Genomic DNA, 14285 nt, shown 5'->3' with positions numbered 1-14285 from the left:
CTTCGCCGAACATCCCGGACGGCGTCGATGCTATACGCTCACCGCGTGTCGCCATCTGCTGCTGTTGGGGGCGAGCCGGCCACGCGCTTCCCCGCCGGCACGTGGCTCTCGGTCGTCGGCAACGTCCGGCTCGGCGCGGGCGGCCAGACCCGCATGGTGCTGCTGCGCCACCGGCTCTTCCTCGCTGCCGGCCTGGACTTCCCGATTGTCACCTACAACCCGGTCCCCTCGTACGACCCGATCCGCGCCGGACTGCTGGCGGACGGACTGCTCCTGCCCGAGAGCCGGCTGCTGAACCTGCACGAGGACCTGCGCGAGCGCGACCTGTCCGGCCTGCCCGAGGTCCCGGCCCATCCCGTGCCGGCCGCGGCGGCGACCGTCGACGACGTGGACGGTGACCACACGTGGCGCCGCCGGCACGTGGACCGCACGGGCACCGAGACGGCGTGGGAGTACCTGCGCCCCGACGGCACGACGTACGCCTTCACGCCGCCGGACGTCATGGACGGCGACACGCGCGTTCTCGACCGCGACGGCCGGGTCGTCATGGCAGGTCAGGGACTCGGCGACCTGTGGCGCTGGTGGACGCGGCTGCTCGTCCCCGCGGACGGTCCCGTGTTCCTGGTGAGCGACAGTCGCTTCGTGGCCGAGGAGCTGGGCCTGCTCGACGACGACCGGTTGGTCCTCATGCACCAGATGCACAACCCGCACCTGCGCGGTGCGCGGCGCTGGGACTCGCCGATCGAGCCGTCCTACGCGTCGTCCCTCGAGCACCTCGACCGCTTCGACGCGCTCAACACGCTGACCGAGCGGCAGCGGCGCGACCTGCGGCTGCGGTTCGGCGACCTGCCGCAGTTCCAGGTCGTGGCGAACCCCGTCGAGGCCGTGCCGGTGCCCGAGCCGGTCCCCACGCGCGTGCCCGGACGGATCGTCGTGATCGCGCGCCTGCACCCGCAGAAGCAGCTCGACAAGGCGATCGAGGCGTTCGCGCTCGTGGCCGCCGAGCACGCGACGGCGACGCTCGAGATCTACGGCGACGGCGACTCCGAGGACCGGCTGCGCGCCCAGGCGGCCGAGCTCGGCGTGACCGACCGCGTCGTATTCCACGGGCACGTCACGGACGCGGCCGAGCAGCTGTGGTCCGCCGACCTCGCGTGGCTGACGAGCCGCTTCGAGGGCTACGGCCTGTTCATCCTCGAGGCCCGCATGCGCGAGTGCCCCGTCCTGGCGTTCGACGTGCCGTACGGCCCCGCCGAGCAGATCGACTCGGGGGTGGACGGTGTCCTGGTGCCGGCCGGGGACGCCGCGGCGCTGGCGCGCGAGACGCTCGCGCTGCTGGCCGACCGCGACCGGCTCGAGTCGATGCGGCCGTTGGCCCGCGCGGGCGCCATCGCGCACGGCCACGAGGCGTTCCTCGACGCGTGGGCGCAGGTGGCCCGCGAGGCGCTCGCGCGCAAGCCGGAGCGGGTGCACGTGGGCGACGTGGTGGCGGACGTCCACGGCCGGTCGGCCGTCGTGTGGGTGGACGGTCGGGGCGACCTCGATCGCGTGGACGTGCGCTGGCAGGCCTGGCAGCCCGGTGACGAGGCGCCCACCGACCTCACCGCGTCGGTGCGGCGCGACGGCATGGCCTTCCTCGTCGACGCCGTCCCTGCGCCGGCGGGGGCGAAGGAGCGCCTGCTGGTGACCTGGCAGAACGCCACGTGGCAGGAGGACGTGCCGCGACCGCGCCGCTGGTGGCACCGCCTGCGGCGCCGCTGATCACTCGGGCCGGTCGACGACCTTGCGCGTGAGCGCCTGCACGTCACGGTCGAGGTGGTCGATCCGCGTGTCGAGACGGGCGAACTGCGCGTCCACCCGCTCGAACTGTGCGTCCACGCGCTCGAACTGTGCGTCCACGCGCTCGAACTTCGCGACGATCTCGCCACGCAACCCGCCGATCTCGGCCCTGAGCACGCGCGTGAAGGTGCTGGACACCACGCCCAGCACCCCGAAGACGGTCGCGGCGAACACCCCGATGAGCGTCCACACCTGCGGCTCGGTCAAAGATGCTAAAACACTCTCATGGTTCATGCTGCGATCTACACCCGTCTTTCGGTGGACAAGGACGGCGATGGGTTGGGTGTGGGACGTCAGTTGGAGGACTGCCGCGCCCTCGCCCGGAACCGTGGCTGGCGGGTCGTCGCGGAGTTCGAGGACAACGACGTTTCAGCCTATAGCGGCAAGGAGCGACCGGGCTATCGGCAAATGCTGGCCCGGATGGACGCGGGCGAGTTCAACGCGATCATCCTCTACAACCAAGACCGGCTGACGAGGCGACCGCGTGAGTTCGAGGACTTCGCCGAGCGATTCCAAGCCGCGAAGGTGCAGCACTTCGCCACGTGCTCGGGTGACCTCGACTTCGCTCAGGGCGACAACCTCCTGACGGCTCGCATCTTCGCCGCAGCCGCCGCGCACCAGTCCGATGCCGCATCGCGCAGGATCAAGCGCAAGAACGACGAGCGCGCCGCCAAGGGGCTCCCCCATGCCGGAGGCCGCCGGGCATTCGGTTACACCAGCGACGGACTGGAACTGGTGGAGGTCGAGGCGGCAGCGTTCCGCCGCGCCGCCGAGCGATACATCGCCGGTGAGCCAGTGGTGTCGATCCTGCGCACCTTCGAGGACGAGGGAATCCACACGACGACGGGCGCAGCGTGGCGGCTCGGGACGTTGACCAAGATGCTTGCCAGCCCTCGATATGCCGCACTCGTGCAGCGTCACGGCGAGATCATCGGTGAGGGCGTGTGGCCTGCGATCATCACGCGGCACCAACATGAGCAGATCATCGCTCGCCGGAACCGTGACCGGATTGTCCGTCCCCGCGCGAACCGAACGCACCTGCTGACCGGGCTGCTGCGCTGTGGCCGGTGCGGACACATGATGGTCTCCCAGTCACTTCCCAAGGGCGGCAGCATCTACCGCTGCAACCCAGCCCCGGACACGCCCGGATGCGGCGGCATGTCGATCCGGGCTCATCTCGTGGAGGACCTCATCGCCCGAGCCGTCCTGACCCGGCTGGACACCCCACAACTGCTCACCGACGTCACCGACACCAGCGCCGAAGAGGCCGAGGCCCGCGAACTCGAAGCCGTCCTAACCGACCTGCGACGCAGGCAGGACGACCTGACCGACATGTTCATCCAAGGCCAGATCGAACGGCATCAGCTCGCCCGCGGCAACGCCCAGATCGCCGACCAGATCGAGGCCACCACCCGGCGACTCGCCACCTTGACCACCCAGCCCGCGCTGCGCTCCCTGATCGGCGACGCCGAATCGCTGGCAGACCTGTGGAACGACCCGGACATGACCATCCAGCGACAGAACGCGATCATCCGCGCCGTCCTCGAGCACGTGACCATCCACGAAGCGGGCAAGAAGGGCGGGTCACGGTTCGACCCGCGACGAGTCGAACCCATCTGGCGCGCCTGAGCCCGACGCGGAGAGCGGCAGCGCCCCGCCGTGCGCCGCGCGTCCTCGCGCTCCGCGCTTGCGGGTCGCCCGCCGCACGTCGCGACCGCTGCCTGATCTACCGACTCGGAACCCGAGTCACGACACCACGGCCCGACGCGCCCGCGACCAATCAGCCGCGCCCCAGGTCGGCGTTGAGCAAGGCCCGGACAGAATCCAGCGCCTCCTCATCGACCACGCGCAGCGGCACGCCCTGGCGCGCGCACGACTCGCGCAGCCACGCCTCGAACTCGTCGCCGCTCACCACAGGAACGTCCTCGTCGGCGTCGCCTGCCAATCCGGCTCGTCGTCGGAGGACCACGACGACAGCGGAGCCCGGCCCATCAAGTCCGAGGCGGCCTCCAGCAGTTCCCATTCGTTCGATCCGCTCAGCAGCGTCGGCACCGGCTGGAAGCCCTGCGCGACCTCATAGCGATGTCGCCCGAAGTCATGGTCTGAAGCGAAGGTCTTGGCGACGTACTTCGACAGGTAGCGCGCCGCCTGGCGCCGAGCAGCGAACTCATCGCCGCCATGCGGCACGGTCAGCCGCTTCGAGTGCTCAAACCCGTGCGGCCACGCCGACCGCACCTTTGACCGATGGACGAACGCGCCCATCCCGAAGTGCACATGCAGACCGTGATCCTTGTGCCACTCGGGCACCCACAGATACGGGAACGGCTTGCCCCCAAGTTCGGCACGCAGGGCCCGGAAGAACCGGCCCACATCCTCGCGCAGCTGCTCGGTGTCGTGACACCCCGCACCGCGATAGGTCAGGGTCCACAGCCGGTCCAGCCCGTTGGCCGCGCAGTACCGGCGCGACTTCGTCGCAGCACGACGCGCGGCCTCAGCACGAGCACGATCCGGGTCAGCAGCACAACCAGCAGGAACCCATGACCGGGCACGCCGCAGCGACGGCTGGAACTGACACACCGCCTCGCGCGCCGACTCATACAGAGACATGCGCCAACCGGCATCAGGGACAAGAAGTGAAGAGAAGGAGGCGTCAGCAGAGCGGTCTGACGCCCTGGGGGCAATCATGACGGGGGCCTTTCGGGGCATGGCTAGGAAGCCCTGCCCCGATCGAGCGCTCAAGGCCGGTCTGCCGGGAATCGCACCCGCGACCTACTCGATCCACACCTACAGGTGAGCCACCGCCCCGCGCGTCTTATTGGTTGCCTCTGCATTGCCGTTGCGCACGGATTGATGAACTTGGAGACGAAACTACACCGCCGTCATTAGCCCTTCAAGCGGTTTCGAGTTTCGTTGCTTTCTCAAGTCAAGGCGAGCGCTTCGCGCTCGCTTTGCGCGTTCGGTTGCGTCGACTAGTGGACATCGAGCGCGATACGCGCAGTAGTCACCAAGGTCCGTCAGGCGCCCACGTAAATGAGCCCCACGGTCGCTACAACGAGCGCCACCGTCGCCGCCGCGAGGACCCAGGTAGCGATGAGCATCCGCCGATTCGCTAACCGTTCAGCCTCGAGTCGCGCCTCAGCCAGCCAAACGTCGAGTGCGGAACTTGCGCCCCAGGACACGTTCCTTCCACCAATGCGCCTCAGCACCGCGTTGATCCGCGCGATTTCCTCATCCGTCGGGCCGGGAAGGTTCGCCTGCCGGCCCTTCGCTTTCACCATGCTGGAGACGATATGCGATCCTGCAGGGAGTCTTGGCAGTAGTTGGCACCATCACGGCGACGCGTCGACGTCGTCCCCGAGCGGCAGCGGCGCACGCTCCTCCAATCGCCGCGCAAGCGCGGCGACCGGAGCCTCTGCGTGGGGAAGGGCCGCTGCCTTCCGCCCGGGGCTCGCCTTCAGTACGGTCCTCGCATGGTCTTGTATTCGGAGTTCGAACGCCGGCGGAAGCGGGACGAGCTCGAGGCAATCGAAGGCACCGTCTGGGTCGATAACTTGCCTGGCCGCGCTCGCGTGAAGATTGCGGCCCTATGGGAGACCGTCATCGAATCGGGATCCCCCGGGGGCTACACCGCGTATGTGCATACCGATCGGTGGGCGGAGGGCATTGCACGAATAATGAGGCTAGGCGCGGGTTACCAGTTGCGATCGGTGGAGCCCAAGAATCTTGTCACCACTGAGAGCACCGAGTATGCGCTTGACCTGATCGGCGCCTTCTTCCAGTTCCTCACCCAATCTCCCGAGTTGCGCGCCTGGGTGGATCCGATCAGGGACCAGATCAACACGGTTCTCGAGGACTTTCGCGTGCCATTCCGCCTGGTCGATGATTCGATCGTTCCCCTGGCATCTGATGAGTTGCACACGAACGTAGTTCTGCCGGCCCTTGGTCTCCTCGTTGGCGCAAAGCACGAGGGCGCGAACCGCGCATACATCAAAGCGCTCAAGGAGATCGCCCAGGACCCTGCGGACGCAATTACCGACGCGGGTACAGCTCTCCAATCTGTCCTCGTGACGCTCGGGTGCAACGGCAACGCGTTGGGACCACTGATCAAGGACGCGCGCAAGAACGGGCTGCTGGCCGGCCACGACGAAAAATTGACCGACGGCATCCTCAAAATGATGGACTGGGCATCGGCCAACCGCAGCGAACGGGGGGATGGTCACCACACCTCCGATGCGACGCGGGCGGACGCTTGGCTCATGATCCATGTGGTCGGCGCCCTGATCGCTTCTCTTCTCGACCCCACGCGCTCTTACAACAGCGCGTGAAATGTTCGCCACGACGAGCGGGAGCAAGTGATCGCGAGGGGTGATTAGGGCTTGTTGACGTCGGTCAACCCGATCACTCCCCCATCATGACGACGTGGGGAGGACGATGCCAGCCCCGACCGACAGCCGTCACGAGAAGCACAAGCGCCTGTGGACGAGGCACGTTCCGGTCGTCAGGCCGGGGACGGATCGGCGTCCGCGGTGGGCTTCTCCTCGTCGTCGTCCAGCGGCAGCCGGCACGCCCATTCGAGGAAGAGCGCGGCCACGAGCAGCAGCAGCGCGGCCCCCGCAGCCGCGGCCGAGCGCCAGAACCGCATCTCGCCCAGCTCGGTGGACGAGCCCAGGTAGGCCAGCGCGTAGCCGGCGTAGCCGCCGGCGAACACGCCGCCGACCAGCACGGCGGCCTTCGCCAGGGCCAGCATCCGGATCGCGCGGTCGGCGACGACGCGCAGCTTGCGCCGGTGCAGGTCGCGCCACGTGCTCCAGGCGAGCGCGCCGACCGCGATCGCACCGCACAGCAGCACGATCGTGGCAGCCCAGCCGGGAACCGGCGGTGACGTGCCGTCGAGCCGCACCGTCAGCGGCGGCAGGAGGCGTCCGACGACCAGCCCCGACGCCACGATGCCCGTGACGTAGAGCGGCGAGCTGCGCCGGACCTTCCTCATCGGCGGGTCACAAGATGATCTCGACGTCCTCGCGCTTCGTCACACCGGACGTGTCGACACCCGAGATGAGGTCCGCGACGAAGCCGTGGCCGGGGATCTCGCCCTCGGGGTCGATCTCGAGCCACGGCACGAGCACGAAGCCGCGCTCGTGGGCGCGCGGGTGCGGCAGCGTGAGGCTGTCGTCGTTCGCGATGCGGTCGCCGACGACGATGATGTCGACGTCGAGCGTGCGCGGGGCGCCCGGCTCGCTGCGCTCGCGGCCGAAGGCGTCCTCGATCGCCAGCGCGCGGTCCAGCAGCGTGTGGACGGTCAGCGTGGTGTCGATCAGCACGACGGCGTTGAGGAAGGGACCCGATCCCTCGGGGGCGCCGACGGGGTCGGTCTCGTACACGGACGAGATCGCCACCACGGTCACCTCGGGGGTGTCCTCGAGAGCCGAGACGGCCCCCTGCAGGCGCGCGGCACGATCGCCGAGGTTCGACCCGATCGACAGGACCGCCTGGCGGATGGGGCGCATGCCACCGGTCATCGTGTCGGCGTCGAGCTCGTACGGCGTGGGTGCTTCGGTCACTTCTTGCTCCGCTCCATCGTCACGGTGACATCGGTGAACGCCACCTCGATCGGCGCCTCGGGCTTGTGCACCGTCACGCTGGCCCAGCGGACGGGCTCGTGGCCCAGACACACGCTCACTATACGGAGGGCCAGCGTCTCGATCAGATCGACGGGGTCCCCGGTGATGATCGCGTGGACCTGCTCGGCCAGCTCGCCGTAGTGGACGGTCCGGGTCAGGTCGCCCGATTCTGCCGACGGTTGCAGGTCGACGGAGAGCACGATGTCGACCACGAAGGTCTGCCCGTTGGTCCGCTCGTGGTCGAAGACACCGTGGTACCCGACGGCCGACAGGCCGCGCAGCTCGATCCGGTCGCCCGCGTGCTGTTCGCTCATGCGTCCTGCTCTCCCATCAGGGGCGAGGCGTGCCGCGCCCAGAATCGCCAGCCGGTCCCCTGCTTGACGAGGATGCTCGTGCAGACCGCGCGTTCCCCGCTGAACGTCTCGACCGAGCCGGCGTCGGACAGGATGTTCTCGGTGCACACGACGACCGCCGTGGTGGGGTCCTCGGGCGGCAGCAGCGTGACCTCGACGTCGGTCAGGAAGAACTGGATGTAGCCCACGCCGGCCATCAGCACGGTCCACGAGCGCAGGATGCGGCCCGTCCCGTACAGCGGCTCGGCGCCGGGGTGCACGCACACCGTGCCCTCGTCGTCGACCCAGAGCGCCGCCATGAGGTCGACGTCGCCGGTCTCGATCGCGTCGTAGAAGCTGCGGTGGGCGGTGAGGACGTCAGCCATCGGACGCCTCCGCCCGCAGGCGCGCGACGACGCGGACCGCGTCGGCGCTGCGCCGGGGCTCGTGCACGCGCACGCCCCACGCGCCGGCCATGGCCGAGACCGTGCTGATGGCGGCCGTGGCGTCGTCGCGCTCGCCGACGGGGCGCGGGCCGACCTCGTCGGCCAGCAGCGCCCCGAGGAAGCCCTTGCGCGACGCGGCGACCAGCAGCGGGTGGCCGAGCGCGGCGAAGCGGTCCAGGTGCGCCAGCAGCGTCCAGTTCTGCTCGCCGGTCTTGCTGAAGCCCAGGCCCGGGTCCACGACGATCCGCTCGGGCGCCACGCCGCCGTCGACCACGGTGCGCAGCTGCTCGCCGAGCTCCGCCAGCACGTCCTCGAGCACGTCGGCGTACTCGGTGTGCTGCTGCATGCTCGGGCTGTGCGCGCGCCAGTGCATGACGACGAACGGCACGCCGGCGGCGGCGACGAGCGGCACCATGCGAGGATCGGCCCGGCCGCCGGAGACGTCGTTCACGATCGCCGCGCCCGCCTCGAGGGAGGCCTCGGCGGTCTCGGCCCACATCGTGTCGACCGAGACGACGACGCCGGCCTCGGCGAGCCGTCGCACGACGGGCACGACCCGCCGCAGCTCCTCGTCGCGGTCCACCGGGAGCGCGCCCGGGCGCGTGGACTCGCCGCCCACGTCGACCAGGTCGGCGCCCTGGCGCACGAGCTCGAGGCCGTGCTCGACCGCGGCGCCCGGGTCGAACCAGCGGCCGCCGTCGGAGAAGGAGTCGGGCGTGACGTTGACGACGCCCATCACGACGCACCGGTCCCGCGGAAGGCCCGCGATCGGCAGCGTCAGCACGGTCGGCCCGCCGTCACCGGTGGATCAGGTTCATCGCCTCGGCGCGCGTCGCGGGATCGAGCAGCTGGCCCCGCACGGCGCTCGTGATGGTGCGCGTGCCGCCCTTGGCGACGCCGCGCATCGTCATGCACAGGTGCTCGGCCTCGATGACGACGATGACGCCCTGCGGCTCGAGGACCTCGACCATCGCCTCGGCGATCTGCGTGGTCAGGCGCTCCTGGACCTGCAGGCGCCGTGAGAACACGTCGACGAGCCGCGCGAGCTTCGACAGGCCCGTGACGTGCCCGGACTCGCCGGGGATGTAGCCGACGTGGGCGACGCCGAAGAACGGCACCATGTGGTGCTCGCACAGGCTCCACAGCTCGATGCCCCGCACGAGGACGAGCTCGCGGTGGCCGACCTCGAAGACGGCCGAGAGCACCTCCTCGGCGCTCTGGTCGTAGCCGCCGAGGATCTCGGCGTACGAGCGCGCGACGCGCGACGGCGTGGACTTCAGGCCGTCACGGTCGGGATCCTCGCCGATCGCCAGCAGCAGCTCGCGGACGGCAGCCTCGGCACGGGGTACGTCGACGGACAACGTCGCTCCTCAGAGGTTCGGGGACTCGCCCGGCTGGGGCTGGTCGGCGGGCGGGGCGTCGGAGCCGGAGTCGGGTCCCACGACGATGCCCTCCTGCGGGCCCGTGCCGTTGCGCGGCGGCACGACGACGGGCGGCTGCGCGGACGGGCGGCGCAGCTCCGAGCCGGTCCACGCGGGACGGACCTCGCGGCGGCGCAGCGGCTCGAAGATGCGGGCGACCTGGGCCTTGTCGAGGGTCTCCTTCTCCATCAGCTCCAGCACGAGCTGGTCGAGCACGTCGCGGTTCTCCACGAGGATGTCGAACGCCTCCTGGTGGGCCTGCTTGATGAGGTCGGAGATCTCGTCGTCGATCGTCGCGGCGACCTCCTCGGAGTAGTTCCGGGAGTGGCCGATGTCGCGACCGAGGAACGGCTGGCTGTTGTCCTCGCCGAAGCGGACGGCGCCGATGCGCTCGCTCATGCCGTACTGGGTCACCATCGCGCGGGCCAGGTTGGTGGCCTTCTCGATGTCGTTGCCGGCGCCGGTGGTCGGGTTGTGGAACACCAGCTCCTCGGCGGCGCGGCCGCCGAGCATGTACGCGAGCTTGTCGAGCAGCTCGGCGCGCGTCTGGCTGTACTTGTCCTCGTCGGGCAGCACCATCGTGTAGCCCAGCGCGCGACCGCGCGGCAGGATCGTGATCTTGTGCACGGGGTCGCTCTGCGGCAGCGCCGCGGCGACCAGGGCGTGGCCGCCCTCGTGGTACGCGGTCACGAGCCGCTCGTGCTCGTTCATGAGTCGCGTGCGCTTCTGCGGACCCGAGATCACGCGGTCGATCGCCTCGTCGAGCGCGGCGTCGTCGATCGTGGTGGCGTCGCTGCGGGCCGTGAGCAGCGCGGCCTCGTTGAGCACGTTGGCCAAGTCGGCGCCGCTGAAGCCGGGCGTGCGGCGGGCGACGGCCTCGAGGTCGACGCCGGGCGCGATCGGCTTGCCGCGGGCGTGGACCTTGAGGATCTGGGTGCGGCCCGCGAGGTCGGGCGCCTCGACGGCGATCTGGCGGTCGAAGCGGCCGGGACGCAGCAGCGCCGGGTCGAGCACATCGGGACGGTTGGTCGCGGCGATCAGGATGACGCCGCCGCGCACGTCGAAGCCGTCCATCTCGACGAGCAGCTGGTTGAGGGTCTGCTCGCGCTCGTCGTGGCCGCCGCCCATGCCGGTGCCGCGGTGACGGCCGACGGCGTCGATCTCGTCGATGAAGACGATCGCGGGGGCGTTCTCCTTGGCCTGCTCGAACAGGTCGCGGACGCGGCTGGCGCCGACGCCGACGAACATCTCCACGAAGTCCGAGCCCGAGATCGAGTAGAAGGGGACGCCCGCCTCGCCGGCGACGGCCCGCGCGAGCAGCGTCTTGCCGGTGCCCGGGGGGCCGTACAGCAGGACGCCCTTGGGGATCTTGGCGCCGACGGCCTGGAACTTGGCCGGCTCCTGCAGGAACTCCTTGATCTCGCCGAGCTCCTCGATCGCCTCGTCACAGCCGGCGACGTCGGCGAACGTGGTCTGCGGCGTGTCCTTGGTCATGAGCTTCGCCTTGGACTTGGCGAACTGCATGACCCGTCCGCCGCCGCCCTGCATCGAGTTCATGAGCCACAGGAAGATCAGGATGAAGATGACGAACGGCAGGAAGCTCAGCATCACCGACAGGAACGTGTTCTTCGGCGGCATCTTGACGTTGTAGGTCTCGAGCTTGTCGGCGTCGCGCAGCTCCTGCGCCTTCGTCACGAGCTCGTTGCCCTGGTCCCCCAGCCACGTGGCCTTGACCTGCTTGTCGTCGTCCTTGAGGGTGGCGCGGATCTCCTGGTCCCCGTCGACGAAGGTGATCTCCTTGACCTTCTCGTCGTTGAGGTAGTCGACCATCGTGGCCGTCTTGACCTCGCGGTAGCCGTCGGCCGACGAGGAGAAGGACAGCACGCCGATGACCACGGCCGCGATCAGGATGATCCACAGCCACGGTCCCTTGAACAAGCCTCTGATGTTCATGCGCTCTCGTTCATGCAGGGGGGATTCCGTCCGGGGAGGTCAGGAGTACATGTGCTCAGCCAGTGTGCCGATGCTGCGCAAGTTGCGGTACTTCTCGTCGAAGTCCAGACCGTAGCCCACGACGAACGCGTTGGGGATGTCGAAGCCGACGTACTTGACGTCGACGGGCATCTCGACCGCCTCGGGCTTGCGCAGCAGCGTGGCGATCTCGACCGAGGCGGGCCCGCGCGACTTGAGGTTCGCGACGAGCCACGACAGCGTCAGGCCGGTGTCGATGATGTCCTCGACGATCAGCACGTGGCGGCCGTCGAGGTCCGTGTCGAGGTCCTTGAGGATCCGCACGACGCCCGAGGACTTGGTGCCGGCGTAGGAGCTGACGGCCATCCAGTCGATCTCGACGTGGCGGTTGAGCTCGCGCGAGAGGTCCGCCATCACCATGACCGCGCCCTTGAGGACGCCCACCAGGAGGACGTCGCGGCCCTCGTAGTCGGCCTCGATCTGGCGAGCCATCTCGGCCAGCCGGGTCTGGATCTGCTCCTGCGTGAAGAGCGTCTTGGTCAGGTCGAGGTCGGCTTCCACGTGCGCGATGTCCACGGAGTCAGCCTGCCACAGAGGCGAAGGTGCGCGTGAGGCGGCGGAGAACTCCGGTGCGCACGTGACGCGGCCTCACCCGCGGGGGGACGGCGTGGGCTCGAAGCGGATTGTCGCGCCGTCGCGGACGGCGCTGACGCCGCCGGGCAGCTCGACGCGGGTGCCGCCGCGGGCCGCCAGCAGGCCGTCGAGGGCGAGCGTGTGCGCGTGGGAGAGCTCACCCGCCGCGGCGCCGGCGTCGATCGCGAGCCGCCGCCACACGCGCAGCCTGACCGGGTCGGCGAGGCCGGCGAGGGCCCGGACGTCCTCGACCCGGCCGGACGCGGGGGTCGCGCGCAGGGCGAGCACGTCGACGGCGTCCGCGTCGGCCCGGACGAGGTCGGCGGTGCGAGCGAGCGCCTCGGCCACTCCCCCGCCGAGCACGTCCTCCATGAGCGGCAGCAGCTCGCGGCGGACCCGCACCCGGCGGTACGCGGGGTCGTCGTTGTGCGGGTCCTGCCACCAGTCGAGGCCGTGGAGCGCGCAGATCCGCTCGGTCTCGGCGCGCCGCAGGGTGAGGAAGGGACGGCGCAGCGGTCCGTTCGCGGGCCGCATCCCCTGGATCGCGCGGGACCCGGAGCCGCGGCCCAGCCCGAGCAGCACCGTCTCGGCCTGGTCGTCGAGCGTGTGCGCGAGCAGGACGTGGCCGTCGCCGGCCTCCTCGCGCAGCGCCCGGTACCGCGCGGTCCGGGCGGCGTCCTCGGGCCCCGTGCCGAGGTCCTCGACCTCGACGCGGCGGACCGTGGCGGGCAGCCCGAGCGACGCGCACTGCTCGGCGGCGCGCGCGGCGACCTCGGCCGAGCCGTCCTGGAGACCGTGGTCGACCACGACGGCGCGGGCGTCGGCCCCGCGGCGGGTCACGAAGAAGGCGACGACGGCGGCGAGCGCCAGCGAGTCCGCTCCGCCGGACACGGCTACGACGCTGCCGGGTCCGAGATGCGGCTCGACGAGGCGGCGCGCCCTCGCGACGAGCGGGTCGAGTCGCGCCACGGCTCAGCCGTGGACGCGGGCGACCCAGGCCTGCGGGTCGGCGATCTCGGCGCGCGTCGGCAGGTTCTCGGGCGCGGCCCACACGGCGTCGAAGCCGTCCTGGCCGACACGCTCGGTGACGGTGCGGACGAACTTCGCGCCGTCGCTGTACTGGCGCATCTTGGCCTCGTACCCGAGCAGCCGGCGGGCGATCTTCTGCATCGTGGAGCCCGAGCCGCGGCGCTTCGTGAACTTGCGGCGGATCTCGGCGACGCTCGGCACGATCTCGGGTCCGATGTCGTCCATGACGACGTCCGCGTGGCCCTCGAGCAGCGACATCGTGCCGGTGATCTGGTCGACGACGGCGCGCTGCTGCTCGTTCTGGAACAGGTCCGACAGCGACTTCTCGGACTCGCCGCGCACGATGCGGACCAGCTCGGGCAGCGCGTCGGTGATCATCTCGGTGACCGCGCCGCCGCCGATGTCGGTCGCGTCCATCATCTCGTCGACCTTGGCGAGCATGTGGTCGCGCATCCACGGCACCGCCGTGAACTGCGCGCGGTGCGTCTCCTCGTGCAGGCACACCCAGCGGCGGAAGTCGGTGGGATCGACGTCCAGCTCGCGCTCGACGTGGACGACGTTGGGCGCGACGAGGAGCAGCCGGCCCGGGCCCGCCTCGCCCTCGGCGAACGGGTCGAACTGGCCCAGGACCTTGCCGCCGAGGAACGCCACGATCGCGCCGAACTCGGCGCCGGTGACGCGACGGCCGACGGCGCGCGGCAGGCCCGTCGGCAGCTTGCCCTCGGCCTCGAGCCGCGCGTCGAGCGGCTTCAACAGCAGCTCGAACGAGGCGAGGTTGGCATCCGCCCAGCGCGGCCGGTCGACCACGAGGACGGGCGTGGGGTACGCCGGCGTGAGGCCGGTGAACTCGCGCACGGGGGTCTCGGCGATCCGGGACGCCTCGCGCAGCTCGGCCACGACCTCCTCGACCTCGGCCGCGCTCAGGTCCGGACCGGGCCGCATGAGTCGCCGAGCCGTGGACCGCGCGACGTTCCAGTCGATCATGGCGTCCAA

Annotated in this window: 17 protein-coding genes; 3 read left to right on the top strand and 14 right to left on the bottom strand. The window is 70.2% G+C overall.

What is annotated here, in order from left to right:
• Positions 1 to 45: 45 nt before the first annotated feature.
• On the top strand, positions 46 to 1761 hold the full coding sequence (locus AB3M81_RS01205) for a glycosyltransferase (protein ID WP_412902085.1): 1716 nt from the start codon (positions 46 to 48) through the stop codon (positions 1759 to 1761).
• Here AB3M81_RS01205 and AB3M81_RS01200 read toward each other — a convergent pair whose 3' ends face one another.
• Positions 1762 to 2073, bottom strand: coding sequence for a hypothetical protein (locus tag AB3M81_RS01200; RefSeq protein ID WP_412902084.1), 312 nt, complete (start codon positions 2071 to 2073; stop codon positions 1762 to 1764).
• Here AB3M81_RS01200 and AB3M81_RS01195 point away from each other — a divergent pair.
• Complete coding sequence (locus tag AB3M81_RS01195; protein WP_412902083.1) at positions 2065 to 3468, top strand: recombinase family protein; 1404 nt, start codon at positions 2065 to 2067, stop codon at positions 3466 to 3468. The genes AB3M81_RS01200 and AB3M81_RS01195 overlap by 9 nt on opposite strands.
• 151 nt (positions 3469 to 3619) lie before the next feature.
• On the opposite strand, the gene AB3M81_RS01190 is transcribed toward AB3M81_RS01195, so the two are convergent.
• From AB3M81_RS01190 to AB3M81_RS01180, 3 genes are all read right to left on the bottom strand, one after another.
• Positions 3620 to 3751, bottom strand: coding sequence for a hypothetical protein (locus AB3M81_RS01190; RefSeq protein WP_412902082.1), 132 nt, complete (start codon positions 3749 to 3751; stop codon positions 3620 to 3622).
• On the bottom strand, positions 3748 to 4446 hold the full coding sequence (locus tag AB3M81_RS01185; RefSeq protein WP_412902081.1) for a rolling circle replication-associated protein: 699 nt from the start codon (positions 4444 to 4446) through the stop codon (positions 3748 to 3750). Before AB3M81_RS01185 ends, AB3M81_RS01190 begins: the two co-directional genes overlap by 4 nt.
• A 407-nt stretch (positions 4447 to 4853) precedes the next feature.
• Positions 4854 to 5117, bottom strand: a complete 264-nt coding sequence (locus AB3M81_RS01180) for a hypothetical protein (RefSeq protein WP_412902080.1) — start codon at positions 5115 to 5117, stop codon at positions 4854 to 4856.
• A 192-nt stretch (positions 5118 to 5309) separates the two neighbouring features.
• Between AB3M81_RS01180 and AB3M81_RS01175 the strand changes: the two genes are divergently transcribed.
• A complete protein-coding gene (locus AB3M81_RS01175; protein ID WP_412902079.1) occupies positions 5310 to 6164 on the top strand; it encodes a hypothetical protein in 855 nt (284 codons plus the stop codon).
• A 173-nt stretch (positions 6165 to 6337) separates the two neighbouring features.
• Here AB3M81_RS01175 and AB3M81_RS01170 read toward each other — a convergent pair whose 3' ends face one another.
• The 10 genes from AB3M81_RS01170 to AB3M81_RS01125 form a co-directional block, all read right to left on the bottom strand.
• Positions 6338 to 6829: a DUF3180 domain-containing protein gene (locus tag AB3M81_RS01170; RefSeq protein ID WP_412902078.1), complete on the bottom strand. Its 492-nt coding sequence runs from the start codon at positions 6827 to 6829 to the stop codon at positions 6338 to 6340.
• A 7-nt stretch (positions 6830 to 6836) separates the two neighbouring features.
• Positions 6837 to 7400, bottom strand: coding sequence for a 2-amino-4-hydroxy-6-hydroxymethyldihydropteridine diphosphokinase (gene folK, locus AB3M81_RS01165; RefSeq protein WP_412902077.1), 564 nt, complete (start codon positions 7398 to 7400; stop codon positions 6837 to 6839).
• Entirely contained in the window at positions 7397 to 7774 is a 378-nt protein-coding gene (gene folB, locus AB3M81_RS01160) for a dihydroneopterin aldolase (RefSeq protein ID WP_412902076.1), read from the bottom strand. Before folB ends, folK begins: the two co-directional genes overlap by 4 nt.
• Positions 7771 to 8178: a nuclear transport factor 2 family protein gene (locus AB3M81_RS01155; RefSeq protein WP_412902075.1), complete on the bottom strand. Its 408-nt coding sequence runs from the start codon at positions 8176 to 8178 to the stop codon at positions 7771 to 7773. Before AB3M81_RS01155 ends, folB begins: the two co-directional genes overlap by 4 nt.
• Positions 8171 to 8974, bottom strand: a complete 804-nt coding sequence (gene folP / locus AB3M81_RS01150; RefSeq protein ID WP_489671965.1) for a dihydropteroate synthase — start codon at positions 8972 to 8974, stop codon at positions 8171 to 8173. Before folP ends, AB3M81_RS01155 begins: the two co-directional genes overlap by 8 nt.
• 61 nt (positions 8975 to 9035) lie before the next feature.
• Positions 9036 to 9599 carry a GTP cyclohydrolase I FolE gene (gene folE / locus AB3M81_RS01145; protein ID WP_412902073.1) on the bottom strand — a complete coding sequence of 188 codons (564 nt, stop codon included), beginning with the start codon at positions 9597 to 9599 and terminating at the stop codon, positions 9036 to 9038.
• 9 nt (positions 9600 to 9608) lie between these two features.
• Entirely contained in the window at positions 9609 to 11612 is a 2004-nt protein-coding gene (ftsH, locus tag AB3M81_RS01140; RefSeq protein ID WP_412902072.1) for an ATP-dependent zinc metalloprotease FtsH, read from the bottom strand.
• 39 nt (positions 11613 to 11651) lie between these two features.
• Positions 11652 to 12206 carry a hypoxanthine phosphoribosyltransferase gene (hpt, locus tag AB3M81_RS01135; protein ID WP_412902071.1) on the bottom strand — a complete coding sequence of 185 codons (555 nt, stop codon included), beginning with the start codon at positions 12204 to 12206 and terminating at the stop codon, positions 11652 to 11654.
• 72 nt (positions 12207 to 12278) lie between these two features.
• Positions 12279 to 13232, bottom strand: a complete 954-nt coding sequence (tilS, locus tag AB3M81_RS01130; RefSeq protein ID WP_412902070.1) for a tRNA lysidine(34) synthetase TilS — start codon at positions 13230 to 13232, stop codon at positions 12279 to 12281.
• Between the two features lie 3 nt (positions 13233 to 13235).
• Positions 13236 to 14276: a zinc-dependent metalloprotease gene (locus AB3M81_RS01125; RefSeq protein WP_412902069.1), complete on the bottom strand. Its 1041-nt coding sequence runs from the start codon at positions 14274 to 14276 to the stop codon at positions 13236 to 13238.
• Positions 14277 to 14285 lie beyond the last annotated feature (9 nt).

This window comes from Aeromicrobium jepli (assembly GCF_047246605.1).
Classification (GTDB): domain Bacteria; phylum Actinomycetota; class Actinomycetes; order Propionibacteriales; family Nocardioidaceae; genus Aeromicrobium.
This window is presented reverse-complemented; position numbering and strand designations above follow the sequence as displayed.